The following is a 14,980-nucleotide window of genomic DNA, read 5'->3' as shown; positions in this document are numbered from 1 at the left end:
TGAATATTTGACGCTCTGTAAAGCTTCGCTTACCCTGCGCGTACTGTTTACAGGGGAACCCTACGTTCAGAGGACGACGTGAAGAACCGCACCACAGGAAGTATTTTTATCGTAGCCGGCACCACAATTGGCGCCGGTATGCTGGCGATGCCGCTGGCCGCAGCGGGCGTCGGGCCTGGCATCACCTTGCTGCTGTTGCTGGGGCTGTGGGCGCTGATGTGCTACACCGCGCTGCTGATGGTGGAAGTCTATCAGCACGCGCCAGCCAGCACCGGGCTGGGAACGCTGACGCGCCGCTATCTTGGCCGGCCAGGCCAGTGGCTGACGGGCGTGGGAATGCTGTTTCTGATGTATGCCTTAACGGCTGCCTATATCAGCGGCGCGGGCGAGCTGCTGGCGGCCAGTCTGAGCCAGTGGTTCTCTGCCAGCGTGTCACCCGGCAACGGGGTCCTGCTGTTTACCGTGATTGCCGGTGGGATTGTCTGTGTTGGAACCCATATGGTGGACAGGGTTAACCGCGTCCTGTTCAGCCTTAAAATCGTGATGCTGGTTCTGATGCTGGGGCTGATGATGCCGCATATTCAGCAAACGAATCTGCTGACGCTGCCGCTGGAACAGGGGCTGGTGCTTTCCGCTATCCCGGTGATCTTTACCTCTTTTGGCTTTCACGGCAGCGTGCCCAGCATCGTCAGCTATCTGAATGGCGATGTGCGGAAGCTGCGCTGGGTCTTTATTACCGGTAGCGCCATTCCGCTGGTGGCCTATATCCTCTGGCAGCTGGCGACGCTTGGCGCCATCGATCAAAATGCCTTCAGCGCCCTGCTCGCCAGCCATGCCGGCCTGAACGGGTTGTTACAGGCGATCCGTGAAGTTGTGGCCTCTCCCCACGTCGAGCTGGCGATACATCTTTTTGCGGCGCTGGCGCTGGCGACTTCGTTCCTCGGCGTGTCGCTGGGGCTGTTCGATTATCTGAGCGATCTCCTTAAGCGTAACGCCAGCGTTACAGGCCGGATGCAGAGCGGCGTGATGACCTTTCTGCCGCCGCTGCTCTTCGCCCTCTTCTATCCGCAGGGATTTGTTCTGGCGCTGGGCTATGCCGGCGTTGCGCTGGCAGTACTGGCGTTAATTATCCCCTCGCTGCTGGCCTGGCGGAGTCGCAGGCAGCACGGCACCGCTGCTTACCGCGTGGCGGGCGGCGCGCCTTTATTGCTGATAGTCTTTTTATGCGGCATCGGCGTGATAGCGATCCAGATTCTGATCGCGCTCGGCTGGCTGCCTGAGGTGGGTTGAGGCGCTCAACGCAGACCTGGAATGTTGATCCCGCATGCACTGAATGTGATAAAGGCAAGCCCCCGGGTTCTGCCGTGCATGGAATAACACCGCCCACAGGGACTGAGCTAACCTTATCTTTCTGCTCTTCTGGCGTCAGGTTCTGTTTGTTGTTGAGATATGTCTGGCGACTCTTCTCCGTTTATGCTTTTAGGTGGAAGACGAAGAAGATGCCGATGTGAACACGGAGCCGCCACGGACGGCGGCGACTGCGATGCTGAAGAACGGCTGCATAAGCTGACAGCAGAGCGAAGCTGTGCGCCACGCCGATGCAGACGCTGAAGAAGGTCTGTAAGCTCTCCGTTCGCAAGCAACAGCAGATCACTGATTTTATTGAGATGATCACCGCTAAACGACCGCCTGCGTGGAAGTTGAGTTCAGTTGAGTTGAGGAGTGGCTGACTGGTAAAAAAATCCCAACCGCAAGGGTTGGGATTCTCGTTATTTCTGTTTACGATAATGACGGTAATAGATATACCAGCATCCACATCCGATTACCGTTCCTGCTAAAGAGGCTGCTTTTAGATATCGGATCAGATCACTAAAAGGCAAAGCAAGCGGAATTCCGTGAAAGATAAGTAAAAATAACCGGCTAAAGATGAATGCAGCTAATGCTAAAATGATCATCCCCATAACGCTGGCTGCTATTAAATAAGTAAATAAAATAAACCACCGTTTATGACTCATTTTACGTCCTTCTTCAGCTTCTCCACACCTTTCCCAGCCTGATCATTAAAGATCTCTGTAAATATGCCTCCGCCAGCAGTTCCTAAAATCCCAGACAGTGGATTCAATGGCATAGGTTTACTTATTCCCATTCCAACATCCACCCATTCCCAGTTTTTCCAGTTAGGATTGATAAATTTATCTAATCCAGGCTTGATTAACTTACTACCAATGCCATAACCCAGACCTGCTCCAAGGCCGCTAATCGCTCCGCCTGTCAACGGATCATCACCTTTCAGCCAGTTAGATGTCGCACCACCCGCTGCATTCCAGCCCATAGTTCCCCATAGGCCCGTTCTGGCTGTGGTAGCTCCAACATAACTGGCTATCAATACATCTGCTGGATTAATCGTTCCGTTAATCGCATATTGAATACCGGCATTTGCTGTTCCACCAATCGCTGCTGTCATCTTCATCCCACTTGGTAGATAAATCAGCCCGGCAGAAGCCAGCGCACCTGCATAAGCTTTATTTTCCGCGATCCCTCGCTGACAGGCTGCTCCTCCCGGATTGTCCGAACAAGAAAAAACATCCGCACCATGCTCTCTGGCTTTCTCTCCCTGACTCCATTCGTTACCGCCCAACAGGTTATTCTCAACCGCATTCTTCCCGGCCTGAGCACCGGTCACAGTAGCAGCCCTGCTGTCACCAATCAACCCGCCTGCCGCCCCTGCCGCCAGGGTGCTCAGCAGGCTGATTTCCTGACGGTCGCTTTCCGACAGCCGGCTGATTTCCTCAGCTGTCCTGGCGTTGTAGTAGTTTTCGCTTATATAACGCGCCGCCAGCTCACCACTGAAGGCCTCCGCTGCGCCCGCTCCGGCATTCCCGCCCGACATCTGTGCCGCCACCGCGCCCCAGACCGCATGCGCCATCAGGTTAGCTTCTTTATTAGTCGTGTTATCCGGGTTGGTCGTGTACGCCTTAATCGTCTGTGCCATCAGCGGGTTAACGCCGCCCGCCACCGCCTGCGATATACTGCCGTTCACCAGCCCCTGCAGCACGCCACCGATGGCCTGAACACCATCTGATTTTTGCTGCCGATGCCATACTCACCTATGACGTCCTGATAATACTGGCTGTTGCGCCGCTTTTTGACTTCTTTGCAAGTCCGCCGCAACAGTATTACAGATGGCCACAGGAAAAAGGGATAAGTGAAATGCAGCCCGGAAAAAAACCATCCGTTTTTCAGAGACACCCCGCTGTTTATTGCCTGGCTTTCGCCGAAGTTATACAGCAAAAGGTGTATATTTAAACAGGTAAAAACAGAACAGGAAGCACGTAACAAGGGATTATTAGCGCGGGCTGAAGGTGGTGGAACACCAACAGCCCGCTGACCACAACCAACTGATAAGGAGTTGATTATGGCTGAGACACATCATAAGCCAGAGACGCACACAGCAGCAGATCGCCGAGTTTATCCAGGTGATTGCGGGGCCGCAGAAGCGGGCGACTAAGGTGTAACTGACTGGTGTATAGCGTAAAATCCCGGCTCGATGGCCGGGATTTTTTAGCTTATGGCAACACACTTAATATATGTTGTAACCATTTTTTTACTGTAAAGCCATCTGGGGTAGGATCATAATATCCGTTGTTATCAGTTATAAAGCTGCCTGATAATTCATCACTATTACTAGTCAGTATAAATTTAATTTCCTGCTCAAGAGCATTAACTCTTTCAGGAGATTCTCTTGCTACAAAAGATCTGATTACATCATCAGGTTCAGGGGCATCTAAAAACCAATCCTGATGGAAGTAAGCACCTAATAAATATGTAAAATTTTCAACTTTCATATTAATCACCATAATCATTTCGGATATGCCGTATGTACTCGATAGCCCTTTGGCATCAAAGGATCTTTATCAACCACCAGTATGATTTTATTAGATAAATGAGATGAACCATCCCCTTTATTTATAACTCTACCGACATTAAACATCTCTTCATGCGTTAACACTAATCTAGTTTGATCACCAACTAACCATTCAGTAAGCTTCCTCTGGTTAGATTTATCTGCAAAAGCATTTCCTATGGCTCTGTCTGCTGCTGCGCTATCGAAAAATGTAGAAGTAGCACCGAGACGAGGTTCAGCTTGAAGACGGGCCAGTAATTCGGCATCAGACTTATTCACATGCTTCTCTATTACATGCCCACCAAAATTCTCATGATAGATTAATGAATTACCAGTTTCGGCTTTAATAGTCGTACTTTTAGTAATCGCAAAAAATGCCTTAGCTGCCACATATTGCAACAACTTAGCTTCAGATGTTGGTACACCACCTGAGATGATTTCTGCTGCTTTCTCCGGCGTCATCTTTTCGTTAGACATGATAAGATCTAACGGCATTCCAAAAAAGTTACCCCACGCAGTAATTAACCCTTTCGCCGCATCCTGGCCTTCCGGCATATCACCTTCAGCCGCTTTAGCCAAGGCAGCAGAGATTTCATCAGCAGTCGCGCCATTCTTAATCATGGAAACACCGCGAAAGGCCTGTGCCTGTGCGTAGTCTGCGGTCCCTGCTGGCAGTAAACTGCTCCAGCCATCACTCAGGGAGTTATTTTCAACCGCATTCTTCCCGGCCTGCGCACCGGTAGTGGTGGCCGCCGTACTGTTACCCGCAAGCCCTCCCGCTAAACCTGCCGCCAGCGTACTCATCAGGCTCAGCTCGTGCCGCTGCTCCTCGCTCAGCCCGGCAACTTTCTCCGCCGAATCAGCGCCGTAAAGATGCGCTGCAATAAACCGCCCTGCCAGCTCGCCACTGAAGGCACCCGCCGCACCCGCCGCCGCGTTCCCGCCCGACATCTGCGCTGCTACCGCGCCCCACACCGCATGCGCTGCCGCATTGGCCGCCACGTTCACATGATTGTTTTCGTCGGTGGTCTGCTGCCTGATGACCTGCGCCACCCACGGATTGAGACCGCCTGCCGCTGCCTGCATGGCGTTGCCGCCCACTAGTCCGCTCAGGATACCGCTCACGGACTGTGTCACCATCTGGTACTTGCCGCCGGTGCCATAATCGCGCTGCGCTGTTTTGTACGCCGCGCTGTCGCGCAGTTCCTTCGCGGTGCCTGTCACTCCCTTATTCTTCGCCGCTTCCAGACCCCTGACATCGCCCAGCGTCTGGACGATGCTCACCATCTGACCCGCTATCTCACCCGCCATCTGCGCCATCTGCAGCCGCTTCTGCTCTTTCTCCTTATCGAAAATGGGCGCGATGCTGCCGTTGGCATGGTCCGTGTCACGGCTCAACCCTGCCAGATCCTGTTCCTGGCTGGCCTGATTGCGGATAATAATGGTGCCTTCTGCCACTGCCGCCTGCGTGGTGCCTTCGGCATGCCCACTGCCGCCCAGCCCGGCCAGCACCGTTCCGGCGGCATTAGCCATGCCGTTGGCCAGAAGCTGTTTGCCCAGCGACGCGCCGCTGGAAAGCCCGGCGCTGACACCGCTGTGGCTGACGCTGAAATCTGCTTTATTCCCGATATCGCTGAAGCCCAGCGTGCCGGTATCAAGACGGTTTTTATCCGCCGCAGCGGTTGATGCAATCACGCCACCGTCCAGCTGGGTGTGATTGCCGGTGATGATATCAAAGCCGCCGTCACCGGCAAAAATCCCGCTCTGCTCCTGCACGCTGTTGTAACGGCTGCGCATTTTGTCCCGGCTCAGGCTGACGTAGCCCGATACCGGCATGCTGCCGAAACCATAGCTACCGCCCGCCCCGAAGCTGGTCTGCCCGGAGTCGTAGTTATCGCTGTCCTGCTGGCTGCTGAGCGTCAGGTTCCGTCCGGCTTCCGCCGTGACCCGGTTGCCACTGACCTGCGCGCCTGCCAGCGTGAGATCGCGCCCACTGTTCAGCGCGACCCTGCCACCACTGTCCAGCGTGGTTTCACTCCAGCGGATGCCGTCACCCTGCTCTTTACCCTTCGCGCCGTTGACGTTAGCAAAGACACTCATGTTCGCGCCACCATTGCCGGCGCCAATACTGACCCCCACGCCGCCGCCGCTGCTGCTGTTATTACCCGATGTTTGCTGGCTGCTGGCCGCACCGGTTAACAGAATATCCCGGGCGGCGGTCAGCGTACTGTCGCCGGCGACCTTCATCTGACTGCCGCCGATCAGAATATCTCCGCTGTGCGCACTGCCGCCCCTGCCGGTCGCGATAACAGAAAGATCTTTTCCGGCATTGAGCGTGGTGCCGTTAACGGTATCAGAAGCCTGATGCTGATACGATTTCGATTTTTGCGTACTAAGGGAGATGCTGACGCCCACCATATTTGCAGGCTCTCCACTGGCCTGCGACTGCTGTGCCGTCAGCGCCGCCTGCACGCCGGAAAGCGCGGTTTTGGTAGCCTGTAGCGCAACCAGCCGTCCATCGCTTTCATTTTTTGCCGTCTGTACGGTCGCCACGGCGCTGTTGACTGCCTCTCCCACTGCCCCCGATAACGCCAGTGACAACCCGCTGGTTTTCTGTTCGAATTTGAAATCGCTGGTACGCCTGTCATGACCCGGCTCAATTATCACCGCATCGCCGTTAATCGCCAGGTTTTTGCCCGCCACCAGATCGGCACCCAGTATCTTCACCTGCCCGCCGGATGTCAGTGACACATCGCCACTGGTGCTGCCAACGGTACTCACGCTCTGGCTTTGGGTTATGCCTTTCTCACGCCGGTCCTGAACGGATTTGCTGCTGCCGATGGTAAAGCCAATGCCGCCGGTACCCATCAGGCCGCTCTTTTTGGTTTCCTTAAAGTGCCAGCTGGAGTCGGTGTTGGTGGCGGCCTCAATATTCAGATCGTTGCCAGCGTCAAGCGCAACGCTGCCATCACCGACCACCTGTGAACCTTTGACCAGCAGATTATTTCCCGCCGCGACCGAAACGTTGTTACCGCTCAGCAGCGTACCGCTTTCACGCGTCGCACTCTCTTCTTCGATGGTGTGCGTGGTTTTCTTCTTCAGAAAGCTTTTTTTGGTTTTGGTCTCTTCTTTGTAGTGGTAATCACTTTCAGTGGCCGTGGTAAGCGTGACGTTATTACCCGCAGTGGCCGTAATATCCTGCTGGGCAGTTACCTGGGTTGCGGCGCTGTTCAGATCGCGTCCGGCAAGCAATGCGGTATCTCCACCGCTGGCGATTTCCGTGCCCTGCTGGCGCACATGGTCGTTGATTTCCTGCTTTTTGCCCGCCTTATAGCTGTTGCCGGAACGGGTAGCTTCTGCCTGCAGATTGAGATCGCGTCCCGCCTGTAGTGCCACATCTTTTTCTGCCGCGATACCGGCCGCCTGGCTGTTAAGATCGCGTCCGGCCGCCAGCTGCAGATCGCCACCGCCGGAGATCGTTGTACGATCCACGCCGGAGGAATGGGATTCATAATTTCCGTTCTGCTTGCTCTGCCGGGTAGCGGCGGCGTTGAGGTTAATATCATTGCCGGCTGCCAGCTGGGCATCTCCACCTGCTTTCAACGCGCTGGCGGTAACGTCCAGATTGTGACCAGCCTGCATGGCAAGATTGCCGCCAGCACTGAGCTGACTGCCCTGACTGGAGAGAGAACTGTTGCGGATAGCATCAGCCTTTTGCCAGCCATGGCTGAAGCCCGACTGCGCATTACCTGTCTCGATTTTATTGCTGGTGATGGCGATATCGTTCCAGGCAGCCATCCGCATATCACCGCCCGCACTGAGCTTCGCGCCAGTGACACTGATGTCATTACCGGCTTTCAGGCTGAGGGAATCAAGCGCGGCGATACTGGCCACTGGTCCGCTTAATGTTTCAGTGAAAAATTTATGCTGACCCCAGTTATTGCTGGCGTCCAGCGTCCACTGTTGCGTGTTGGTGATATTACTGATGTCGCCGTTAACGCTTTCCAGCGCTACGGTTTTACCGCTGATGGTGGAGCCAACATTATTGATATCGCCAAGGGCGCTCAGCTGCAGGTTGCCCCCGGCCTGTAGCAGGCCCGCACTGAGATTGCTGAACTGGTTGCCGCTGTCCAGTTCGAGATCGTTTTGCGCAGCCACCGTGCTGCCGCTGTTAGTGATGTTGCCTCCTTGCAGCGAGACGTTATTACCGGTAATCACACTGCCGTTTTGCAGGCTTACGTCTTTCTGGGAAAGATAGACTTTCGGCACCATTACCGTTTCGCCATTCACCGAGGACGCTTCCCACCAGATAATGCTTTTATCCAGCGAAGCCACCTGCTCTGCGCTCAGCGATACGCCAAACTGTAAGCCGAGCGACTGCTGTCTGACTGCGGCGTTGTCCATCAGATAACGCATTTGATCGAGTTCAGACCCCAAACCGTTGAGATAGCGGCTGCCGGTCTGGTTCAGTACCGTATTGCTGACGTAACGGGTATCAAAAGCTGCATCGCCAAGGAAGCGGTAGTCGTACTCTGGCTTCAGATTCAGACGACCCAGCAGGTAGGAAGAACCGAGAAAAGTATTCTCGTCGGTATATTGTTTTCTGTTTTCCTGTGGCGCGCTGCCAGGGCGTTTACCCAGCAGCGCATTCAGATCGCCGAACAGGTTTTGATCGAGCTGGCCCAACCCGTCGAGTTTGGGATTGAGGTTAATCAGATACGGGCTTTTGCTGTCGTCAGAGGCGACAAAATATCCATTGCTGCCAGAAGGGAGTGGATAGGCGCTGAGGTCTACGTGGGAGAGCGTGTATGAGTTCAGCGTCTGACCAGCGTTGTCCCCGGTTGGTTTCAGCAAAGCAGCTTTGCCGGGTTTGGCATTGCCAACTGCATTAAAATCATACCCGACAGGCGATACGCCCGTTGTCGGTACATCATCCAGACCCGCCGCACCGTTAACCTGCTGGATCGCGTTTAGCAACTGGTCGCGCCACTGCGGTGAGTTAACCGCCACGTTGCCTGCGGCGGCAAGCTGCTGCTGTTGTACGGCGGCTACGCTGCCCGGTACGCTGAAGCGGTTGAGAGCCGGAGCTGCCAGCCTGTTGCCGTCCCAACCGGCATTGGCCGTCGTACTGGTATTGCTGATATCGCCGCTAAAGTTAGCAGAGATAGTGCCACCGGCCTGGATGACGGCGCGGTACAGCAGACCTGGTGTAAAGACGTTTTCATGGCCAGACAGCGTATAGGTAAACAGACTTCCTTTGGTAGCATTGCGGGTTCTCTCGTCGCCAAACGTCCATTTGGCCAGCGGCCCTTTATACTGATAAATAGCGTAGTCATTCTGGGTGCCTGCCTGCCAGCTCTGATTATTAAGCTGGTTTCCGGAGAGTAGAATATTGCCATTTGCAAGCAAATTGCTGGCCTGGTTTTCCAGGCTGCCGGCGTTAATGATGAGATTACGGCCTGATGCAATACGTGCTGCTCCGCCATTGCTGACAACATCTACGGTGGTACTGGAGAGCGCAAATTTTTGCGTTGCTGCCTCCCGGGTCGGAGCATAGTAATCTTTACGGGTAGTATGTGATGAACAACCGCCATCAGCGCCTGCACAACCACCGCCGCTCTCTGTCGTTCGGGTAACGGTGTAATAACCATAATCCCCCACCGCCAGGTCCCAGATGGAAATTTTCATTGTCGCATCGCCAACGCCAGCGCGGGTTGGTGACGATTTACTGGTTTCTGTCACATGTAATCCATTACGTGTATTAACCAGATGGGCGGTCTTAACCGTTATATCCCCTTTCTGCGTCTCAATGGTGCCTGAGCTGTTCACCACCTCTGTATTAGCATTCCCCGCCGCGTCGCGCTGTATCCACAGGTTGTTGCCGGCCAGCATATCGCCCTGCTGGTTTTTGATGCTGTTGGCGTAGAGGTAGAGATTATTTGCCGCATAGAGCAGCGCGGTATTTACGATGCTGCCCGGTGCGCTGAGCGTGAGATTGCCCAGCGTGCCGGTAAAGCCATCAAGCGTTATATCGCTGCGGCTGGTCAGATTAATGTTGCCGCCGCCCTGCAGCGTGCCGCTGGCGTTCATGGCGATACGGCTGCCGCTTAGCGTGCTGTCGCCGCTGCCGCTGGTGAGCTGGCCTTGGTTGATCAGGTTACCGCCTGCGCCCAGCGTCAGCGCCTGGCCCTGCAGGGTGCCCTGGTTTTCCAGCGCGCCGTTGCTGGTCACGCTCAGCCGTTTGCCCGCCGCCAGCGTACCTTTATTGGTGAAACCGTTAATCAGCTTCAGCGTCGCATCGCCCAGCGCCACTACCTGGCCCAGCTGATCGAAACCATTGCTGCTGAGCACCATAGCGCCGCCGCTGAAGAGTTTCCCCGCCGCCTGCTGGTTTATCTGTGTGGCGGTCACGTTCAGCTGATCGTTGCCCAGCAGGGTGCCGCTGTTGTTCAGCTGCTGATAGTTAACCCTGAGGGTGCCGCCCTGAGCGCTTCCCTGATTAGTGAAGCCGTTGCCGGTCAGGGTTGCCTGCTGCTGAGCCAGTAGCGTCCCGCTGTTGCTGGCGCTGGCAGCAGTAAGCATCAGTTGAGTCGCCTGCAGCCAGCCGTTATTGAGCAGCTGCGGCGTCTCAATCGTCAGCTCGCCGCCGGAAAGAATTTTTCCGGCATTATTCGCAAGCGTGGTGGCGCGAACACCGGTTGTCCCGTTGCCCTGAATAAGACCGTAGTTATAGAGTTCCGGCGTGGTCACCGTCAGCCCGTGCTGGCTGATCAGGGTGCCGCTGGCGGCGTTGGTCAGCCGGCCGTTCAGCGTTAGCAGTAGATTTTTATCGCCCTGAAGCGCGCCGCTATTCTCCAGCGCGCCGCTGGTGACGTTTAGTTCTCCACCCTGAATCCGGCCTGCGTTGTTCACTGATACTGCCTGCAGATCCAGCTTGCCCGCCGTCAGCAGCGTTTTATTCTGCTGTTGGGTCAGCGCGCCGGTAAGTGTGGTAGTCAGGCCGTCCACGCCGCTGATATCGCCGCCGTTGTTCAGCGTATTGCCGTTGAGCGTCAGGTTTCTGGCGATCCATTGCCCCTGATTGGTTAACGCCAGCGCCTGCAGCGCGGCCGCGCCGTTAGCGGTAATTTTACTGCCAGCGGTCGAGTCCAGCTTATCAGCCAGGATCAGCCGCATTCCATCTGCACTCTGGATCGCGCCGCCATTATTTAGCCGCTGAGCGTTCAGCAAAATCTGCTGCCCCTGCCAGCTGCCATTATTGGTGACGGTATCGCCATTAACAGTCAGCGTACCCTGGGTAAGCAGCGCACCGCCTTTGTTATTGGTCAATTCTCTCGCAGGCACAGCCATCGCCATCAGCATCATGCGTCCGGCGGTCTGCGGCAGTGCGCCCAGCGTTAGCGCCTGTAGTCCGATCAGACTGCCCTGATTGATCACTTTTACGGGCGAGATCGTCAGCGTCTGCCCCTGCACCGCCCCGCTGTTGTTCAGCGTACTGCCGGTTAGCGTCATCACGCCCGTGCTGAGCAGCTTGCCCATGTTGACCAAGGTCTGCGCACCTATTTGCGCTGCGCCCTGGCTCAGTAACTCGCCGTTACTGGTCAACTGCCCGGCGACGCTGACCTCCAGTCCGCTGGTGCCAGTCAGCGTCCCCTGGTGCTGCCAGCTGCCAGCGGTAACCTGCGCCTGTTCCCCCTGTAAATTACCGCCGGTAGTCAGTTGATCGGCATCCAGGCTCAGCAGTCCACCGCTCAGCGTGCGGCTTCCTGTGGCGGTGACTAGCGTACCGCTCTGCACATCCAGCAGAGAATTGCCCTGCCACAACCCGCTGTTCTCCAGCCGTTGTCCACGCAGCGTCAGGCCGTCAGCCATGATTTTTCCGCTGTTCAGCAGTTGATGTGCCGAAAGCCTGCCTTCTGCCTGGCTTAGCAGGCTGCCACCGTTATCCAGTTTATCGCGCAGGCTGGCGGTAAGCTGACCCGTGCTGTTAATAAGGCCCTGGTTAACCAGCGCATTAGCGGTGATATCCATCTGCTGGCTCTGCAAGCCGCCGCTGTTGCTGATGCTGTCGCCGCGCAGCGTCATATTTTCGCCGCTCAGCATCGTCCCGTTACTCTGGTTATCGAGCTGCTGTGCGGCGACCTCCACACTTTTATCGCCCTGCACCGCACCACGGTTAGAAAACGTATCGGCGTTCAGCCCCACTTTTCGGGCGGCAATCACGCCACTGTTATCCAGCATTTGGGTATTGAGCGTGGCCTGCTGCCGGGCCAGCAGTTCACCCCGGTTGATCAGCGCATTACCGGCCCCGACGCTAAGCGTATCGGCCAGCATCCTGCCATCATTAGTGAGCTGACGAGCCGTCACCTCCAGCGCGCCATTCACCTGCAGCAGTCCGGCGTTGTCCAGCCGATCCAGCGTTAACGACAAAGGTCCGCCGCTCAGCAGTTCGCCCTGGTTCTGGTTTGATAGCTGTGTACTGTTGAGCGTCAGCGCACTACTGCCCTGTATCAGGCCGCTACTGGAGAGCAGTGGCGCGGTAACACTGAGACGATCCGCCATCAGCCTGCCCCGGTTAAGGACCTGGCTACTCTGTAAGTCCAGCAACTGCTCGCCCGTCAGACTTCCACCGTTGTTAATGGTGCCCGTGACCTGCGCAGTAAGCTGCGAGGCGGCCCTGGCGCTGCCGCTGTTAAGCCACTCCCCGGCGTTAAGGTTCATCCTGTCCGCCTGGAGCGTTCCCTGGTTATCCAGCTGTGCGGCCGTCACATCGAGCGTGCCGGTGCTCAGCAGTTGTCCGTTGCTGTGATTGCTTATGGTATCGCCGTTCAGCGCAACGCGATCGTCGCCCTGAAGCAGGCCGCTGTTGATCAGATCCCCTTGCAGCGTCAGCGCCTGCGCCATAATCCAGCCGTCGTTATTCGAACTGTCAGCCTGAATCTGAATATCGCGCTGCCCTAAAATTTTCCCGCTGTTATGCAGCGTTTTGCTCCGGAGATCGGCATCACTGGCGCTGAGCGCGTTGCCGCTATTCTGCCAGTCACTGGCCGTTACTGTCAGCTTCTCGCCCTGTATCAAGCCCTGATTAGCCAGCCTGACGCCCTGTAGCGCTAAGGCGCCAGCACTAAGCGCAGTACCGCTGTTACTAAGAGTGTTCCCGGTAATGTTTAACCGCTGGCTGCCCTGCAAAGTACCGTCGTTTTTCAGGTTATCTGCCTTAACAGTCAGAGCATCAGCCGACACTACCCCCTGATTAGTGAACGTTTTTTGACGAACCTGCATTGCGTCCTGTGCCAGCAGCTGCCCATCTTTCACGTTAAGCAGGCTGTTATGGCTGGCGATGAGCGTGGCGGCGCTAAGCTCTCCGCTGTTAACCAGCGTGTCGCCACCCAGCGTCAGGCCACCATCACTTTTTATCAGGCCTGCGTTATACAGCTCCGGCAGATCCAGCGTGAAGCCGCTGTGTGAGGCGATGCTGCCGCCGCTGAGATTGTCGAGCCGGTCAGCTGCGATCGCTAAAGCATTGCTGCCCTGAATCAGGCCGCTGTTGGTAAGCCCTGTACTGCTGAGCTGGAGCCGTGGCGCACTCAGCGAGCCCGTATTAAAGAGGCTCAGGCTGGTAATAGCGAGCGCATCATGAGCGACAATCGCACCGCTGTTTGCCAGCTTGTGACTTTTAATGATCTGGCTGTCGGCAGTGAGCGTACCGCTGTTTTCCGTCTCGTCAGCCGTCAGTGACAGGCTCTGTCTGCTTTGTGCCTGCCCGCTGTTAATCAGCCTGCCGACGGTGAGTTCAAGCGCCTCGTCACCCTGAATCTGCCCCCTGTTTTCCAGCGACTCCGTGGCGATAATCTTTTGCTGCCCTTTCGCCAGCAGGGCGCCGCTGTTTTTTATCTGTTTTGCGCTAAGAGAAAGCACGCCGCTCGCGGTGATTTGTGCGCCATTATTCACCTCATTCGCCGTCAGTCCGATGTCGCCGCCGCTGTCCGCCGTGCTTGCCTTGTCGCTCTTAATTTCTGTAGCACTGAGCTGGATATCTTTTCCGGCCGTCAGTTTGGCACCGCTCAGCGACACGGTATTGTTTCCGCTCAGGATAATACTGTTGTCGCTGACCACGGCACCCGTGCTGAGGGTGATATCTTTTTGCCCGGTCAGGGTTACCGGACCGCTGGCCTTATGATCGCCAGTCAGCACCAGACTCTCCCCTTTCGCCGACAGCGCTCCGCTGGTCAGGCTGTTATTCAGTACCAGCCTGCCGCGGGCATCCAGCACCATATCGCCCTGCCGCGCGTTAAGGTTGCCGAGATTCACCCCAACACCCTTTTCGCTTGAAACCAGGTGAATGCGGTTGGCATACATGCCGCCCAGCGCGCCGGTATCCACCGCCACCGCCGGTGCCGCACCTTCCCCGGTTAGCGGCGTCACTGCGCCATCCTCTCCAACCCGGTTGGCACCCAACGTGAGCGACAAATCTTTCGCATGGATCCCGGCGTTGATTTCCGTGGCACGCGCCACGATCGCTACCGCGTCAGCATTACTGCCGTCCAGCCCCAGCCCTTCGACAATTACCGATCCCTTACTGACTTCGAGCGCGGCAAGGTTACCTTTTGCATCGAACTTTGGCTTGCCGGTCGTAAGCGTCACGTTGGGCGTGTTGATAAAGCCGCAGCCGTTACAGGTGATCCCATAAGGATTAGCGACCATAACATTGGCGGCTTTCCCCGCCACTTCGGTATAACCTTTCAGCTGTGAGCGGCTGGCACCGGTGACTTCATTGATGATGGCCTGGGCTTCATGGCCGGCTTTCAGGTGTGGGTTATTCTGGATGAGACCGCCCAGCTGCGTTGGCGTTAAGCGCCCTGTCGCATTGTTCAGAATCAGCCCTTCTTTGCCCACGTTATAGTGCTGATACTGGTTATGCGAAATCCCCGCCTGATTCGGGGTCGCTATATTGACCACCGGCACGCCGTTGCCGGCAGCATCCATTTTTGTACCTGGGGTCACTGGCGTAATCGCCGCCGCCGCGGCCGCGGCTGGCAGCATCGGCTGTACGGCAACAGATCGCGTAGCTCAACG

The 14,980-nt window shown here is 56.2% G+C and carries 5 protein-coding genes; 1 reads left to right on the top strand and 4 read right to left on the bottom strand.

Annotation, left to right across the window (positions count from 1 at the left end; translation table 11 throughout):
* Positions 1-138 precede the first annotated feature (138 nt).
* Entirely contained in the window at positions 139-1,290 is a 1,152-nt protein-coding gene (gene tyrP / locus EA20_RS0117525) for a tyrosine transporter TyrP (protein WP_235192667.1), read from the top strand.
* Between the two features lie 479 nt (positions 1,291-1,769).
* Here tyrP and EA20_RS21175 read toward each other — a convergent pair whose 3' ends face one another.
* The 4 genes from EA20_RS21175 to EA20_RS19865 all read right to left on the bottom strand — a co-directional run bounded on the left by EA20_RS21175 (position 1,770) and on the right by EA20_RS19865 (position 14,890).
* Positions 1,770-2,015, bottom strand: coding sequence for a hypothetical protein (locus EA20_RS21175; protein WP_152540253.1), 246 nt, complete (start codon positions 2,013-2,015; stop codon positions 1,770-1,772).
* Complete coding sequence (locus tag EA20_RS19870) at positions 2,012-3,040, bottom strand: VENN motif pre-toxin domain-containing protein (protein ID WP_235192666.1); 1,029 nt, start codon at positions 3,038-3,040, stop codon at positions 2,012-2,014. The genes EA20_RS21175 and EA20_RS19870 overlap by 4 nt, the downstream gene beginning before the upstream one ends.
* A gap of 526 nt (positions 3,041-3,566) precedes the next feature.
* Positions 3,567-3,845, bottom strand: coding sequence for a contact-dependent growth inhibition system immunity protein (locus EA20_RS20905; RefSeq protein ID WP_152540252.1), 279 nt, complete (start codon positions 3,843-3,845; stop codon positions 3,567-3,569).
* Between the two features lie 14 nt (positions 3,846-3,859).
* A complete protein-coding gene (locus EA20_RS19865) occupies positions 3,860-14,890 on the bottom strand; it encodes a hemagglutinin repeat-containing protein (protein ID WP_051516392.1) in 11,031 nt (3,676 codons plus the stop codon).
* Positions 14,891-14,980: the final 90 nt, after the last annotated feature.

Source organism: Pantoea sp. IMH (assembly GCF_000599885.1).
Taxonomy (GTDB): domain Bacteria; phylum Pseudomonadota; class Gammaproteobacteria; order Enterobacterales; family Enterobacteriaceae; genus Erwinia.
The sequence above is the reverse complement of the archived record's forward strand: the minus strand, read 5'-3'. Positions and strand labels throughout refer to the sequence as shown.